Source organism: Actinomadura sp. NPDC047616 (assembly GCF_040642915.1).
Taxonomy (GTDB): Bacteria; Actinomycetota; Actinomycetes; order Streptosporangiales; family Streptosporangiaceae; genus Spirillospora; species Spirillospora miaoliensis.
Genome location: NZ_JBEYTB010000014.1, coordinates 17,723 through 32,963 on the forward strand (window position 1 = coordinate 17,723; position 15,241 = coordinate 32,963).

10 protein-coding genes are annotated in these 15,241 nt (G+C 73.5%); 3 read left to right on the forward strand and 7 right to left on the reverse strand.

Annotation, left to right across the window (positions count from 1 at the left end):
* From ABZ801_RS29295 to ABZ801_RS29315, 5 genes are all read right to left on the reverse strand, one after another.
* Complete coding sequence (locus ABZ801_RS29295; protein WP_360703768.1) at positions 1–5,886, reverse strand: type I polyketide synthase; 5,886 nt, start codon at positions 5,884–5,886, stop codon at positions 1–3.
* Complete coding sequence (locus ABZ801_RS29300; RefSeq protein WP_360703771.1) at positions 5,883–6,914, reverse strand: enediyne biosynthesis protein; 1,032 nt, start codon at positions 6,912–6,914, stop codon at positions 5,883–5,885. The genes ABZ801_RS29295 and ABZ801_RS29300 overlap by 4 nt, the downstream gene beginning before the upstream one ends.
* A gap of 2 nt (positions 6,915–6,916) precedes the next feature.
* Positions 6,917–8,875, reverse strand: coding sequence for a CRTAC1 family protein (locus ABZ801_RS29305; protein WP_360703774.1), 1,959 nt, complete (start codon positions 8,873–8,875; stop codon positions 6,917–6,919).
* Positions 8,876–8,878: 3 nt separating this feature from the next.
* Positions 8,879–9,856, reverse strand: a complete 978-nt coding sequence (locus ABZ801_RS29310; protein WP_360703777.1) for a DUF1702 family protein — start codon at positions 9,854–9,856, stop codon at positions 8,879–8,881.
* A gap of 593 nt (positions 9,857–10,449) precedes the next feature.
* The gene (locus ABZ801_RS29315; protein ID WP_360703780.1) at positions 10,450–11,070 is read right to left on the reverse strand and encodes a maleylpyruvate isomerase N-terminal domain-containing protein; all 621 of its coding nucleotides are present in this window, start codon (positions 11,068–11,070) and stop codon (positions 10,450–10,452) included.
* 155 nt (positions 11,071–11,225) lie between these two features.
* Between ABZ801_RS29315 and ABZ801_RS29320 the strand changes: the two genes are divergently transcribed.
* Entirely contained in the window at positions 11,226–11,528 is a 303-nt protein-coding gene (locus tag ABZ801_RS29320) for a helix-turn-helix domain-containing protein (RefSeq protein ID WP_360703783.1), read from the forward strand.
* 1 nt (position 11,529) lies between these two features.
* Here the strand turns inward: ABZ801_RS29320 and ABZ801_RS29325 are convergent, their stop codons facing one another.
* Positions 11,530–12,306: a VOC family protein gene (locus ABZ801_RS29325; protein WP_344954758.1), complete on the reverse strand. Its 777-nt coding sequence runs from the start codon at positions 12,304–12,306 to the stop codon at positions 11,530–11,532.
* A gap of 228 nt (positions 12,307–12,534) precedes the next feature.
* Positions 12,535–13,923 carry a phosphotransferase gene (locus tag ABZ801_RS29330; protein WP_360703786.1) on the reverse strand — a complete coding sequence of 463 codons (1,389 nt, stop codon included), beginning with the start codon at positions 13,921–13,923 and terminating at the stop codon, positions 12,535–12,537.
* Between the two features lie 227 nt (positions 13,924–14,150).
* Between ABZ801_RS29330 and ABZ801_RS29335 the strand changes: the two genes are divergently transcribed.
* On the forward strand, positions 14,151–14,396 hold the full coding sequence (locus ABZ801_RS29335) for a hypothetical protein (protein ID WP_344954754.1): 246 nt from the start codon (positions 14,151–14,153) through the stop codon (positions 14,394–14,396).
* A 13-nt stretch (positions 14,397–14,409) separates the two neighbouring features.
* Positions 14,410–15,228 carry a hypothetical protein gene (locus tag ABZ801_RS29340; protein ID WP_344954753.1) on the forward strand — a complete coding sequence of 273 codons (819 nt, stop codon included), beginning with the start codon at positions 14,410–14,412 and terminating at the stop codon, positions 15,226–15,228.
* Positions 15,229–15,241 lie beyond the last annotated feature (13 nt).

The following is a 15,241-nucleotide window of genomic DNA, read 5'->3' on the forward strand; positions in this document are numbered from 1 at the left end:
TCAGGTCCGTCCTTCCGCGAGGACAGCGAGGACCGTCCGCCCGGGGCGGTCCCGCAGGGTGGTGGCGAGCGTCGCGACGCGCAGGGAGCCGGAGGCCAGGACGGTCCAGGCGTCCGCGCCCGCCCGTCCCGGCGCGAGGGCCAGCGGGGCGTCGGCGGGCAGCCCGGCCTTGCGCAGGCACTCGACCGCCGACCAGACGCGGGTGGCGGCGGTGTCGCGGTCGTCGCCGGTCTCGGCGGCGAGCAGCCCGGCCAGCGCGGCGTGCCGTCCGAGCAGCCCGTCCCAGTCGGTCTCCGAGCGCCCGGTCACCGTCTCGACGTCGCAGGCGGCGGTGCCGTCGGCGACGACGCAGAGGGTGACCCCGGCGCCGTGGGACGCCGAGATGGTGCGGCCGTCGCCGAGTTCGGGGCGTCCGTCCGGCCGGTACCGGATCTCCGCCGGGTGCCCGAGCGCCCGCCCGGCCGCCAGCGCGGTCGCGGCCCGGCGTCCCTCGACGCCGCCGCCCGACCCGCCGTCCGAGCCGCCCGATCCGTCGTCCGGTTCGACGGCCGCCGCCACGCGCACGCCGATCCGGTCCTCCACCTCGCGTTCCAGGTAGGGGCCGAGCAGCGGGACCGCCCAGGGGCCGCGGCCGTCGCCCTTGCGCACGGCGCGCAGGCGCAGGCCGTCCCACCGTTCGACGACGGCGCCGGTGGCGTCGCGCACGGCGATGTCGTAGACGTAGGTGTCGCCGTCGCGTTCCCGTTCGGTGGCGCAGTAGCGCAGGTCGCCGGTGACGTCCGGGCCCGCCGGGTGCACCCGTTCGATGCCGGACGGCAGCAGCGTCGCGTCGGGGACGCACACCTGGTTGCCGTGCATGAGCGCGTCCCGCATGCCCGGGTCGGCGAGCAGCATCGCGCCGGGCAGAAACGCGGCGAACCAGCCCTGCGCCGGCTCGGCGGCCACGTCGGCGTCGACGTGGCGGGCGGCGGCCCGGTGGTAGCCGCGCAGCCGCTGGAACCGGGCGCCCTGGAACAGCACGCTGCCGTACAGCTCGGCGGCCGGGTCCAGGGACACTGCAGGCAACTCGTCGCCGACCTGCTCGGGCGGCCCGGCGGGCGGCCGGGCGCCGGAGTACACCAGCCGCGCGGTGAAGTGGTCGGCCGCGAACCCGGTCTCGGAGCTGCGGATCGCCACCCGCACCGCGTCGTCGTCGACGACCGTGGCGGCGACGCGGACGGTCGTGCTGCCCTGCGGCGGCACGACGATGGGCCGCTGGAACTCGGCGCCCTCGATGACCGGCGGGTCCTGCCGTCCGGTGACCGCCGCGGCGGCCTGCGCCATGGCCTCCATCCCGATCACGGCGGGGAACAGCAGGTTCCCGTCGAGCAGATGGTCGGCCAGGTACGGGTCGGAGCCGGCGTTCAGCTCCACCTCGGTGACCAGCTCGACGCCGTGGTAGTGGACCAGGGGACGGTCCACGAACCGCAGCAGCGGCAGCTCGGGGCGGTCGTGCCGGACGGTGTCGATGGTGCCGGTCCGGCCGCTGATCACCACCACCGGCGGCACGTCCGGGTCGGCGACCAGCCGCCGCATGATCTCGATGCCCTGGTCGGGGGTGATCGCGGTGATGCCGTCGCGCTCCAGGCCCTCGACGACCGACAGCCGCTCGCCCATGCCGACGCCCGACCACACCGACCACTCCATGCAGACCGTCCGGCAGCCGGGGTGCCGGGCGGCGAACTCGCGGGTGAGGTCGGCGAGCCGTTCGTTGGCGGTGGCGTAGTGCGCCTCGCCGCGCAGCCCGGCCCGGCCGATGATGCTGCCGAACGTCACCAGCAGCTTGAGCCGTTCCGGCGCGACGGCGTCCAGCACCGCCCGCAGCCCGTCGATCTTGGGGGCGAGGGTGCGCCGGAACGCCTCCATGTCCAGCCCGGCCAGGCCGCCCGGCTCGTTGCGGCCCGAGCCGTGCAGCACGGCGGTGACGGGCCCGAGCGCGCCGGTCAGCTCCTCGACGGCGGCGCCGACCTGGGCGGGGTCGGTGACGTCGGCGCGCGCGTAGCGCACCCGTACCCCGGCGTCGGCCATCCGCCGCAGGTTGGCCGCCAGCTCCTCGTCCTCGGCGGGGTCGGACCGGCCGAGCAGCGCCAGGGCGGCGCCGGTGTCGGCGGCGACGGCCAGGGCGCACTCGGCGGTGATGCCCTTGCCTCCGCCGGTCACCAGCAGCACGTCCGAGGCGTCCAGCGCCGGGACGGCACGCGCCGCGCGCACCGGCATCGCCCGCAGCGTGGGGACGCGCCGGACGCCCTCGGCGTCGTAGTGCGCCTCGCTGAACCCGGACGTCGCGGCGACCTCCGCCACCACGCGGTCCACCGCGTCGCCGGTGAACGGGGTGTGCACGACGGTGACGTGCAGCGCGGGCGCCTCCTGCCGCAGCGTCCTGGCCAGCGCCGACGCGCCGTGCCCGTCCTGCACCAGGACGAAGCGGCTGCCCGGCCGGCCGCGCAACGCGCGCTGCGCGCCCTCCAGCGCCGGTTTCAGCTGCTCCTCGGTGCAGTCGCGGGGCAGGCACACCAGCACGCCGGTGCCGAGGCCGGCGCGCTCCAGCGCCCGGCGCAGCGGCTCGGCGAGCGGATGCCCGCCGGTGGCGTGCACCTCCCACGGTCCCGCCTCGGGGGTGACCGGCAGGTCGGCCGGGATCGGCGCCTGGCCGGGAACGGCCTCGGCGGTCACGGGACGGCCCGTCAGCGGCTCCTCGGCGAGGTCGACGACGAACGAGCGGGCCCACGCGGCGGCCCCGGCGACCACGGGCGCCCGGTCGGCGTCCCCCGACCGCGCGGTCTCGGCCAGGGTGTCCAGGGCGTCGGCGAGTTCCCGCACGGTGGCCGTGGCGAAGTTCGTCGGCGCCTGCGTCACCGGCAGGCCCCGCAGCCGCGCCGCCTGGTTCATGACCTGCCCGACCGTGATGGAGCTCAGGTGCAGGTCGTCCAGGGGGCGGCTGTCGTCGGCGACGGTCTCGGGCGGCAGTTCGACCCGTTCGGCCAGCAGGCGCCGCAGCAGCTCGATGCCGGGTTCCTCCGACTCCGCGCCCGTGCCCGTGGCGGCGTCGCCGTCCGCGGCGTCCGGCGACGCGGGGTCGGCGGGCCGCGCGGGGGCGACCAGGTCCACCGTCGGCGCCGCCTCGCACGGGCTGGCGAAGAACGAGAACTCGGCGCCGACCTCCAGCGGCCGGACGAGCCTGCCGTGGAACAGCGCGTCCAGCCGCACCGGGACACCGGTGACGAACGCGGCCGCGGCCACGCCGAGCAGTCCTCGCAGCGACTCGTCGTCGGTGTCCAGGGCGAGCGCCGGCACGTCGACGATGCCCGCCGCCAGACGGCTCAGCACGCGCCCGGGACCGACCTCCACCAGCAGGTCGATGTCCTTGGCGGCCAGCTCCACCGCCTGCGCGAACAGCACCGGGTCGGTGATCTGCCGCCGCAGATGGGCGGTCAGGTCGGTGTCCGGCGCCAGGTCCGCGCCGGTCACCGTGGACACCACCCGCCGTGTCACCGCGCCGAACCGTTCGCCGGCCAGGCCCGCCGCGAGCGCGTCGGCGGCGGGGGCGACCAGCGGCGAGTGGAAGGCGTGCGACACCGGCAGGCGGACCCAGCTCACCCCGGCCCGGTCGGCGGCGCGGCCGGCCTCCTGCAGCGCGTCCACCGGCCCGGCCAGGACGGTCTGGCCGGGGCCGTTGTACCCGGCGACCACGACGGGCAGGTCCGCCGTCAGCGCCGTCGTCGTGCCGACCGGGGCGGTCACCCCGATCATGCCGCCGGGCTCGCTGCGCTCGGTCATCGCGGCGCCGCGCACGCGGGCCACCCGCAGCAGGGTCTCCTCGTCCATCGCGCCCGCCCAGTGCAGGGCGGAGATCTCCCCGAGGCTGTGCCCGACCGCGACCTCGGCGTCCAGCCCCAGCAGGGACATGGCGCGCAGGCCCGCCACCGACCCGGTGACGATGCGCGGCTGGGCCACCGCCGTGGCCACCATGTCGCCGTCGGCGGGCAGCGCCGCCCGCTCGTACACCTCCTCGACCTCGGCGAAGCGGCGGCGCAGCGCGCCCCCGCCGGTGCCGGTGCCCGACCCCTGCCCGGGGAACAGGAAGCCGACCCGGCCGATCCCGCCGACCCGGCCGAGGAAGGTGCGGGCGTCGGGGGACGACAGGGTCGTCTCCCCCGCCTCCAGGGCGTCCAGCACCTGCCGCAGCCTGCGCTCGGCGTCCTCCGGCGAGGACACCACGACGGCGGCGCGGTGCCGCCGGTCGCGCAGCTCCCGGTGCAGGGTGGCGGCCAGGTCGCCGAGCTGCGCGTACGACAGGCGCGGCACGAACTCCACCAGCTCGGTGAGGCGGTCGCGCAGGGCCTGCGGCGTGTCGCCGTCGACCACCAGCAGCTCCACGTCCTGCGGCGAGGACGCCAGCGCCCTGGTCCGGGCGTCCACCGGCCTGCGCCGCCGCGGCCCGGCGCCGTCCAGGCCCTCCAGCACGACGTGGGTGTTGATGCCGCCGAAGCCCATCGCGGTGATGCCCGCGCGCGGCGGCGCCTGCGCCGGCCACGGCTCGGCCTTGCGCAGCACCCGCAGCGCCACCGGATCCTCCTGCAGCACCGGGTGCGGGTCGGTGCAGCCGGTCGTCGGGGGCAGCATCCCGTGGTGCACCGCCATCGCGGCCTTGATGAACCCGGCCACCCCCGCGGCGGCCTTGGTGTGCCCGATCATCCCCTTGATGGAGCTGATCGCGGCGGGCTCCACGCCGGCGCGGGCGTCCCGGCGGGCCTGCGACAGCGCCCGCAGCTCGGTCGCGTCGCCGACCTCCGTGCCGGTGCCGTGCCCCTCGAACAGCGGCACGGTGTCGATGCCGAACCCGGCCCGCTCGTACGCGCGGCGCAGCGCCAGCCGGTAGCCGCTGACCTCGGGACGGGTGATGCCGCCCTGGCCGTCGGAGGAGATCCCCCACCCGGCCACGGTCGTGTAGATCCGCCGGCCCTGGGCGCGGGCGTCGTCCTCGCGCATCAGCACGACCATCCCGCAGCCCTCGCCCGGCCAGAAGCCGTTGGAGCGGCGGTCGTAGAGCCGCATCTCCTCCCGGGCCAGCGCCCCGGTCTTGGCGAACCCCACGATCTCGAACGGGTCGATGGACAGGTCGACGCCGCCCGCGACGGCCACGTCCACGTCGCCCGCCAGCAGCGACCGGCACGCGGTCGTCACCGACAGCAGCGACGACGAGCAGGCCCCGTCGACGGTGTAGCCGCCGCCCTTGAGGTCGAAGTGGTTGCAGATGCGCCCGGCGATCGTGTTGGACAGGCCCCCGGCGAGGGTGTCCTCGTCGACGGCCGGGAACGGGTCCTTGTAGACGCGCTCCAGGTCCTCCAGGAAGACGCCGAGCCGGTCGTCGTCCCAGCCGTCGCGCTCCTTGAGCATGGCCGCGACGACGCGCCGCACGTACGGCCAGCGCAGCCGCATCAGGTTCGCGCGGGTGAACTCGCCGGTCAGCGTGTTGCCGACGATCACGCCGGTGCGTTCGCGGGGCAGCCCCTCGGCGTCGGGGAACCCCGCGTCGGCCAGGGCGTCGCCCGCCACGTCCAGCGCCAGCCAGTGCGTCAGGTCGGTGGACCGGTAGGTGCTCCCGGCGACCCGGTGCGCCACCCGGTCGAACTCGTAGCCCTCGATGACGGCGGCCTTGCGCGCGTAGAAACGGTCGGGGGCGGACGGGTCGGCGTCCCAGTAGTCCTCCAGCCGCATCCGCTCGTCGGGCAGCCGCCGGAACGCGCGCCGTCCCGCCAGGACGTTCTCCCAGAGCTCCGCCGGCGACGCGGCGTCCGGATAACGGCACGCCATTCCGACGACCGCCAGCCTGGTACCGCTGCTCATGCTGGGACGACCTTCTTCCGGGTCTCGGGGTGGGCCGTGTCGGCCTTGCCGTTGACGGCGGCGTCGGTGGTGGCGGCCTCGGCGGCGGCGCGCTGCTCGCGCGCCTTACCGGCGAAGTGCAGCGACCAGTGGTAGAGGCCGCGGACCAGGCAGACGATCGCGGTGGCGAAGAACAGGCCGTAGGCGATGCTCATGCCGGTGAGGACGCCGTACACGACCGCGATGCCGCCGCCGAAGGCGAACTGCGCGGCCGGATGCGACGGGGTGGTGCCCGGGTCGGTCACCATGTAGTTGGTGTAGAGCACGAACGCGACGCCGGTCATCATGATCAGCGCGGCCGGGATCGAGGTGTCCAGCAGCCAGCCGCGCACCACGGCCTGCACCACGTACAGCGACAGCCAGCCCATGATCAGCGGCATCCGGCCGGTCAGCTTGGCGTTGAGCATGGTGCCCGCGGACAGGATGATCGCCGGGACGAGCCAGTCGACCGGCTCGTGGAACCGCTCGGTGAACTGGTACGGCGGCGCGATGCTCGCCCACGGGAACACCAGCAGGATCACGGTGATGCCGAAGTTGGACGGGTTCATGTAGTGCCGCATCCGCCCGCGCACCGGGGCCCGCAGCACCCACTTGGCGCCGACCGCGACCATGACCCCGAAGACCATGACCCACACCTGGTCGTTGACGTAGATCAGCATGTTCATGGCCAGCGCCGTGATGTGCGCGGGGTAGAGGAACTCCATGACCCCGCGCCAGCCGTTGCCGAGGAAGCGCGGCCGGCGTCCCTCGACGCGGGCCCCGATGACCTCCAGGAAGATCTCGAACGTGTAGCCGGTGGCCAGCGCGATGAACGGCCAGATCCACGGCTGCTCGAAGCCCAGGACCGTGTAGCCGAAGATGTTGAACACCGACATCGAGATGGCGAAGTTGCGCAGCGCGATGACGACCTTGGGATCGTGCCGTGGCGCGGGCGCGGCCGGCGCCGGCGGGGTCGGTGCGGTCGCGGCCGCGGACATCGTCGAGGACATGGTCACCTCTCCTTGGCCTGGGAGCCGAGCAGCAGCGTGTGGCGGCCCGGGTCGAGCTGAAGTTCCTGCTTGCGCACCTGGCCGGAGCGGTCGCGCCAGCACAGCGTCACCTTGACCGGCCCGGTGACGTTCGGACCGAGACCGACGTGCACCTCGTTGCTGCGCTTGCCGGAGTGGCCGCTGCCGCCGTCGACGCGGGCCAGGTGCGTGCGGCCGTCGCGGGTGGTCACCTTCACCTGCGCGTCGACCACCGGGGAACCGGCCGCGGGCAGCGAGCCGGGGGTGGGCTCGGTGTCGCGCAGCAGCTTCAGTGACAGGTACTTGCCGTTGGACGTGCCGGTGTTCTTGTAGAAGACGGGTTCGTCCCACTGCCGGGCGACGGCCATGTCCAGGCGTCCGTCGCCGTCGGCGTCGCCGACCGCGATGCCGCGCGTGGGCACCGGGACGGCCAGTCCGAGCGTCCGCGCCACGTTCTGGTACTTGCCGTCCCCGTCCTTGACGAAGAACGCCAGCCGCTGGCTGCCCGCCAGGTCGTCACCGCTGGTCACGTGCGGCCACCAGTACGGGTTGTCCAGCGCCAGGTCGTTGGAGGCGGCCAGCTCCTGCAGCTGCGGCCACCGGTTGACGTCGCCCTTGACGAACCCGGTGGTCTGCGCGATCGCCGGCTCGCCGGAGTTGGCGAAGTCGTCCACTTTCACGTCCCACGCCCAGCCCGTCCAGGCGGTGCCCAGCTCGGTGCTGCGGTCCTCCCACGGCGCCTCGCCGGCGCCCAGCCTGGCGCGCAGGTCGGCCTGGTCCTTGGCCGTGTTCATGAACTGCAGGTTGCTCTCCTGGATGCCGAACGTCGTGGTGATGTTGCTGACGAACATGTCGTAGAGACCGTCGTGGTCGAAGTCGGCGAAGTCGATGCCCATGCCCTTGAACGAGTCGTCGCCGATCCGCTTGGACTTGGGCTGGCCGGGGGTGCGCTTGCCGTGGACGGCCTGGAACTCGATCTTCCCGGGCTTGGAGATGTTGCACAGCAGCGCGTCCTTGCCGTGGTCCTGGGCGATGTACAGCTCGGGCAGCTGGTCGCCGTCCAGGTCGTTGGCGCCCGCGGCCAGCACCCAGCCCTTGGAGATGTCCTTGGGCAGCGCGTTGTCGATCCGCTCGAACGACACCGACGGGTTCGCCCCGGCCGTGGCGCCCGTCCAGCGGAAGAAGAAGTCCTCGCCGCCGTTGGTGGCGTTGGACAGGGACTTGTTCATCGCCACGCCGCCGCTCTTGCGGTGGTCCAGGACGGGCCCGTGCGGGAAGTAGTTGCCCAGGTAGATGTCGTCGTGGCCGTCACCGTCGAAGTCGGCGATCGCCACGGCGTTGGAGTTCCACTCCGGCCCGGTGTAGGTGCGGCCGGCCTGGCCCGGCACCAGCTCTGTGGCCCGGTAGGCGTCCGGCCCCAGCTTCTTGGCGTCGGGACGGGCCAGGTGCACGATCGGCGTGCGGCCCCACATGTAGACCAGCAGGTCCATGCGGCCGTCCTCGTTGAAGTCGGCGGGGGCGCAGCCCATCGGCGCCATCGCCTCGTTCATCGGCAGGTCGCCGGTGGTCAGCGCGAACGGCGCGTACCGCTGCGCGCGGACGCCCGGCGTCGGCGTCACGATGACCTGGTCGGTGCGGGGGTCGGTGATGCACAGGTCGTTGGACAGCCCGTCGCCGTCCAGGTCGTTCATCGCGATCCCCGCGCCGACCGAGGAGATCCACGCGTCGATGTGCTTGTAGTCCTTGTTGACGCGCCGGATCGTCTGCTGCTTGGCGCCGCCGGGCAGGGCGACGCTCATCGGCTCGAACCCGTAGCCGCGGGCGGTCTGCGCCTTCTCGGACGCGGGCGCCTCCGGCAGGCGGACGGCGAAGAACACCCCCACCACCATCACCAGCGCCACCACGCCCGGCAGCTGTCTGCGCAGTCGTCCAAAGCCACTCACGGACTAGCACCTCCCAAGGGATGCGAACTCGTCGGCGATGCGCCGCCGCCATTCCTCGAACAGGGGCCGCCGGTCCTCGCCCGCGGCCCCGGCCGTTGATCCGGGCCTGTCCAGCTCCCTCCGGATGTCGGTGCAGACCTGCGCCGCCCGCTCCGGGGGCATGTCACAGAAGATCTCGGTCGCCACCGCGGTGTGCGGCACCTCCAGGCCCGCGCGGCGCCGGGCCTCGGCCGCGAACGCGCTGCCCTGCGCGACGAACGGGCGGTGCCGTCCGGCCCGCTTCCAGAAGCCGCGCAGCTCGTCCTCGTCGGCCCCGCCCGCGTACGTGGCGGCCAGCCCGGCGCCGGCGTACAGGTCGGAGTGGCGCGCCGGGGGGTACGCCTCGATCAGCGTCGCCACCACGTCGGGGTCGGTGCCGCCGACGAACCACAGGGCCCGTCCGATGCCCTGGTCGAGGGCGTGGTTGGCGTACCCGTGCGGGTCGTGCGCGGGCCAGGGGAAGCTCGGGTCCTGGTGGTGCCGCCGCACGTACCGCTCGGTCCGGAAGTACGCCTGGTGGAAGCCGTAGCCGTCGAGCACCAGCCACTGCAGCATCGGATCCAGGTCGAGCTTCGGCCAGCGGAACCGGGGCAGCCTGGCCATCGCCCAGCCCACCCCGATGTAGACCATGTAGACGTGGGCGTCGCCGCAGCCCGCCAGGTATTCGCGGGTGCGCCGGCCGCCCGAGAAGGTCAGCGCGTCCACCATGGCGAAGCCCATCCCGGCGCCCTCGTAGGCGAACCCGCGAAAACGCGGCGGGATGTCCTTCAGGCGCGCGGGCAGCGCCGCCGGCGCGCCCGACTCGACGGCGTCGCCGAAGCCCGCCAGAAAAGTGCGGCCGATCCTCTCCAGCACTTCCCTGGCGTCGTTGTTCTTGACGTGAAAACCCCTCTTTTCCAGGGTCGTCTCCGCGTCGTCCGGGGTAAGCAGACGGCGCCCCAATTTCCGCAGCATCGCGGCCAACACATCCCCCAATCCCTGTTCGGGACGCCATTGACTCACGGTCCCGACCACCAGAAACGACTACTCGACCGAAGGTACCCGGACCGTCGGGGCGTGCGGCTACTTCGTTCTTGCTCAGCAAATGAGCACGATTTCGAAAACGCGGGACGAGACGAGTTCACGGCAATAAGAAAATGTGCCTGAACAGATACCGGAGATTCGGCTGTTCTCGCCCGCCGGGCGCGTGGCGCGCCGGATGCCCCGGCGGGGCGCCCGGACGGCGCGCCGGCCAGGCCGGACCGCGCCCTCCCCCTCAGGCTCCGAGCCGCCGCGGGAGGCGGAGCCGGGGACAGCGGAGATGGTCGCCCTCGCGAGGATCGGATGTCCGGGGCGAGCGCGACACGTCCATGCTCATATAGGACGAAACCCGGCACATCTCCCGCATTGCCGCGTCCGGCGGCACGGGCGGCGAACCGCCGCCGCGCCGAGGGCGCGCCAGCACCGATGCTCGATGCCCCTGAGGACGGGACGGTCCGTGGGGCCGGAAGGCCGTGATGGGAACGGCCGCCCCCGCGCGGGGGCGGCCGGAGAGGTCAGAACGCGGAGATCGAGGCGGGGGCGCGTTCGGCGCGGCTGAGGGCGCGCAGGACGGCCGTCGGACCGTGCCGGCGGGCCGACAGCCGGGCGAGGAGGCCGATCACCGTCTCCACGGCGGCCGGCGGAGGCGCGGCCTCCTTGTCCACGCTCACGGCCAGGTCGTCGGAGTGGACGACCAGTTCCGTCATGCGGGTGGTGAGGAGGTCGTCGAGGGTGAGCGGCTGCGCCCAGGGCAGGGGCACCACGCGGTCGGCGGGCTCGGACGGCAGCCTGCCGCGCAGGTCGGCCAGCGTGGCGGCGGCCCGTTCGGCCAGCGTCCGGGCCCCCTGCTCGGCCGCCTCCGCCGACGAGCGGCGGAGCGCGGCGTGGACGTCCGCGTCGTCCCATTCGGGGCCGGAGTAGTGATCGATCAACGAGACCGGTTCGGCGTTCTCCGCGCCGCCGGCGTCGAGCAGCCGGGGCACCAGGAAGATCTGGTGGGCCAGGTGCGCGGCGAGCGCGCCCACCGTCATGCCCTCCAGCGCGCTGGGGTCGTCCCAGCGTTCGGCCACCGCCGCGTCCTCCAGCAGGCGGACGGCGGCCGCCGCCGTGTCGAGGAAGTCGTCCCTGACTGTCATGCGCCCCTCCTTCAAGCCGGAGAACATCGTAGGGGGCGGCTCCGGCGGACCGGCGACCAAGGTCAGGACCGCACCGAGCGGAGTGACGGCCGCCCACTCCCCCCGATCCCTGCGGCCGTGTGGACAGGTCCTGGGGCCGTTGCCATGATGCGTGCGTGCTGGACGTGGACCTCCTCAAAGCGCTGGCCAACGACCGGAGGCAGCAGATCCTGGCGTGGCTGCGCGACCCGGAACGCCATTTCCCGCCGCAGCGCGACGGCGACCTGGTCCGCGACGGCGTCTGCTCCCTGTTCATCGCCGAGAAGCTGGGCGTCAGCCAGCCCACCTGCGGGGAGCACCTGAAGATCCTCGCCAGGGCGGGGCTGGTCCGCAGCAAGAAGATCAAGCAGTGGGTCTTCTACCAGCGCGACGAGGCCCGCATCGCCGAGGCCAAACGCCGGCTCGGCGGCGACTGGTGACTCACCGGGCCGGCTGGATGACGGCCAGGGGCGTCCCCACGGGGTCGCGCACGAACGCGTAGCGGCCGGGCCGGATGTCGCGCGGGGCCACCTCGACACGGGCGCCCAGCTTGGTGGCCTTGGTGACGGAGGCGTCGCAGTCGTCCACGGCGAAATAGGGGACCCACTGGGGCCGGTCCAGCGGCCGCAGCCGACCGTCCAGCACGACCATGCCGCCCACGGAGCGGTCGGCGACCCTCCAGTAGGAGTAGGTGAGGCCGTCGTGATCCCGCCGCACGAACGTCCATCCCAGGACCTCGCCATAGAAGCGCTGGACGGTCTCCAGGTCGTGGCAGGCCAGTTCCATCCAGCACAGCGACCCGGGCTCGTCGACCACGCCGGCGCCGTGGAAGGTCCCCCCTTTCCACAGCGCGAAGCCCGCCCCCTCGGGGTCGACCGCGAGAGCGAGCCGCCCGAGGTCCTCCACTCCGACATCCTCCACGAGCACCTGGCCGCCTGCCGCGCGCACCCGCTCGGTGACGGGCCCGAGCTCGTCGACGGCGAAGTGGCACGTCCAGTACGGCGGCTGCCCTTCGTCGGCGAGCGGCTGCATTCCGCAGACCATGGGCCCCCGGCGGCCGCCCAGCGACCACGTGAAGTAGTCGCCGAAGTCGTAGGCGAACGCGTGGACGTACCAGCCGAACAGTTCCCCGTAGAACTCCTTGGACGCCTTGACCTGCGGGCTGACCAGCTCCACCCAGCACGGCGCCCCAGGCGCGTACCCGGATACCTCGGTCATCGGGCCCCCTCCCTCACATCCACGGTACGAGGGCCCGCGTCATCGGCGATGACGGCTTCGGACTCACCTGCACCAAACCCCCTTAAAAGCCCTACGCCGAGAAACCACCGATCACGAAAACAGGCGAGGCCCTCAGATCCGCGTGCCTATCCGGCCCCGAAATACCGTGGCTCCCTCCGGCGGCCGCACCCCGAGACCCGCCCGAAGCCCGATCGATCTCACGGAACCTCAGGCGGCCAGGGCGCGGGTGGAGGGGTGGTGGCCTGCGAAGGCGTCGCGGACGTCCTGCCAGTGGCGCGTCCACCAGTCGAGCATGCGGGAGTCGCGGACGAACGCCCGGCCGCAGGCGTTGAGCCACCAGTCGAGGGCGCCGGGGCCGGAACGGTGCGGGTGGCCGCAGCAGTGGCCGTAGTAGTACTCCAGGTGCCAGTTGTCGCACATGGTGGTCCACCACACGCGGCGCACCGAGTCGGCCAGGGCGCGTTCGTCGACCGGGGCGATCGAGCGGTAGCCGTTGGTGAAGGCGGCGACGCGGGGCAGGTCGATGGCGCCGTCCTCGTGGGTGAACAGGGCGAGGGCGGCGCGGGCGAGTTCCTCCATCTGGGGACGCACGGCCAGCCGGTCCCAGTCGATGACGGCGGCGATCGCGGCATCGCGCCACAGGAGGTTGTCGGGACGCAGGTCGCCGTGCGTCCAGCCGTACGGGCCGAGGGGACGGTCATGGGCAGGGCGCAGCGCGCCGTACCTCCGTAGCAGGTGGATGCGCCGCCGCAGGTGGACGAGGAAGGTCAGGTCGGCCGTCTGCGGGGAGCGGATCGAGGAGATCTGGTCGAGCAGGTGACCGGTCCGGGCCAGCGCGTGCTCGGGGGGCTCGACCGCCACCGGACGCGGACGCCGTTGGGACGCGGACGTGGAGCAGAGCGGCGGGGGGCCGGACGACGCCGCGGGCGTGTCGGCGGCCGTGGGCCAGGCGGGGGCAGGGGGTCCTGGTGTCGAGCCAGACGACATAGGCGCGGGGGCGACCGGCGTGGACGCGGCATGAAACGGCGCAGGTCCGGGGGCGGGGTGAGGTGCCGTGGGGACGAGGCCGGGCGTTGGCCCGGACGCGTATGCGGGCCTCGGCGACACGGGACCGGGCGGTGCCGGTGTGAAGGCTGGCGAGAGAAGCGCGTTGGGGGGCGGCCCGGGGGCAGGAGGAGGCGCCGTGGCGCGGAGGAGGGCGTAGTGCAGGCGGGCGAGGAGGGCGCCCAGGGCGCCGGCCTGCTGAGCGGTCAGGTCCACGCCGGGAATGTGGACGCCGTCGGTCCATGGGAACACGCAGTAGCCGTGCCCCGCGGCCTCGGCGACCAGGGTGCCGCCGGGGGCGGGCAGCGCCGGACGGACGGGCAGGTCGTCCTCGGCCAGGGCGGCGAGCACGGCGAGGTTGCGGCGGGCGGTGGGCAGGTCGACGTCGAGGATCCGGCGCAGGCAGAACACGCCGCGCGCGGTGACCAGCCGCCAGTTGCGGTTCATCATCCCCTCGGGGATCATCTCCGCGTTCTTCACCGCGCCCAACCGGAACATTTCCGCCAGGGCGCGGATTTCGCCCCCGGCTTCGCCGACTCGGTGTTGAGACACCGTGCCACGCTACCCGGGCGCCGACGTCGGCGCGGGTCATCGTAAAACCGTGTCGCCGACCTTTTCATAAGATCATTCCGGCGCCGTGCGGGGCGGATCGCCCGGTGCGCCGCATTGTGCCGCGGAATCTCCGGAGAAGTGGTCGCCGCAGACTCTGACCGGGGGATTACCTGACGCGCCCGCGAAGAAGTCGACGCGGAGGCCGCGGATACGGAATCGTTTCCCTCATGGATTACCGAATTCGAGGCGGCGCGGCGTCCGGCCCGGCCGAATGGCTGCTGGCCTTCCTGCGCGCCCGGGAGAAGTCGAGACGAGCCCACACCGGCCGCGCCGGCGGACCGGCGGAATGGCTGCTGGTCTTCCTGGAGGCCGAACGCACCGAAACGGCGACCCGGCAGCGCCCGTCGGTGCTGTCGCGGCGCGGCAAGAGCGAGGAGTACGCGTTCGGCCGGGTGAACGCCCGAACGGCGTGACGGGACGGATAAAATGATCATCGAAATGCTGTTCGCCGCCCTGATCGGCAGCGGATTCGGCGGCGCCGAACTGATCGTCCGCTACCGCGACAGGCCCCTGGCGGCGTTCCTGTCCCCGGCCGGCCTGCTGTACGTGTTCGTCAACACCGGCGCGTCGGTCATCGCGCTGATCGCGATCACGGCGGCGGGCTGGACGTTCGGCCTGCCGGAGACCATGCCCCCGGTGAGCCTGCTGATCGTGCGGGTGCTGACGGCGGGCCTCGGATCGGCCGCGCTCCTGCGCGTGTCGTTCACGCTCGCCCACGACCGGGGGATCGGCATCGGCCCCATCGCCGTCCTCAACGGCGTCCTGCGGGTCCTGGACGGCGAACTGGAGCGCAAGCGCGCGTTGAGCCGGCTGTCGCACAACGACCTGGCGGGGCTGTCGTTCGAACGGGACCACGCGGCGCTGACCGAGCTGTGCTGCCACCTGCTGCGCGAGTTCGACCTGGCCGAGGCGCAGCGGCTGGGCGGGGTGGCCGCCGACCTCAGCCACCGCGACGACCTGACCGACGCCGACAAGCTCGACTGCTTCGGGCTCGAGCTGACCCGGCTGGTCGGCGAGCGCGCGTTGCGGCAGGCCGCGGCGCGGCTGCGGGACCGTCCCGACCACGGGCTCCACCCGGCCCACCACCAGATGGTCGAGGACGACCGGATCGCCCCCGTGACCATGGAGCACGAGGCCGTCGCGGAGCCGCCGATGCCGCCGCGGTCGGCGGTCACCAAGCCCTCGCGGCTGGCGCCGGGTTCCAACGGCAGCAGGCTGGACCGCAAGGCCCTCAGCGACGTCTGAGCCCCATTCCCAC

Coding starts and splice junctions, on each gene's coding strand:
- ABZ801_RS29295 (WP_360703768.1), bottom strand. CDS start 5,886: ATGAGCAGCGGTACCAGGCTGGCGGTCGTCGGAATGGCGTGCCGTTAT.
- ABZ801_RS29300 (WP_360703771.1), bottom strand. CDS start 6,914: ATGTCCTCGACGATGTCCGCGGCCGCGACCGCACCGACCCCGCCGGCG.
- ABZ801_RS29315 (WP_360703780.1), bottom strand. CDS start 11,070: ATGACAGTCAGGGACGACTTCCTCGACACGGCGGCGGCCGCCGTCCGC.
- ABZ801_RS29325 (WP_344954758.1), bottom strand. CDS start 12,306: ATGACCGAGGTATCCGGGTACGCGCCTGGGGCGCCGTGCTGGGTGGAG.
- ABZ801_RS29335 (WP_344954754.1), top strand. CDS start 14,151: ATGGATTACCGAATTCGAGGCGGCGCGGCGTCCGGCCCGGCCGAATGG.
- ABZ801_RS29340 (WP_344954753.1), top strand. CDS start 14,410: ATGATCATCGAAATGCTGTTCGCCGCCCTGATCGGCAGCGGATTCGGC.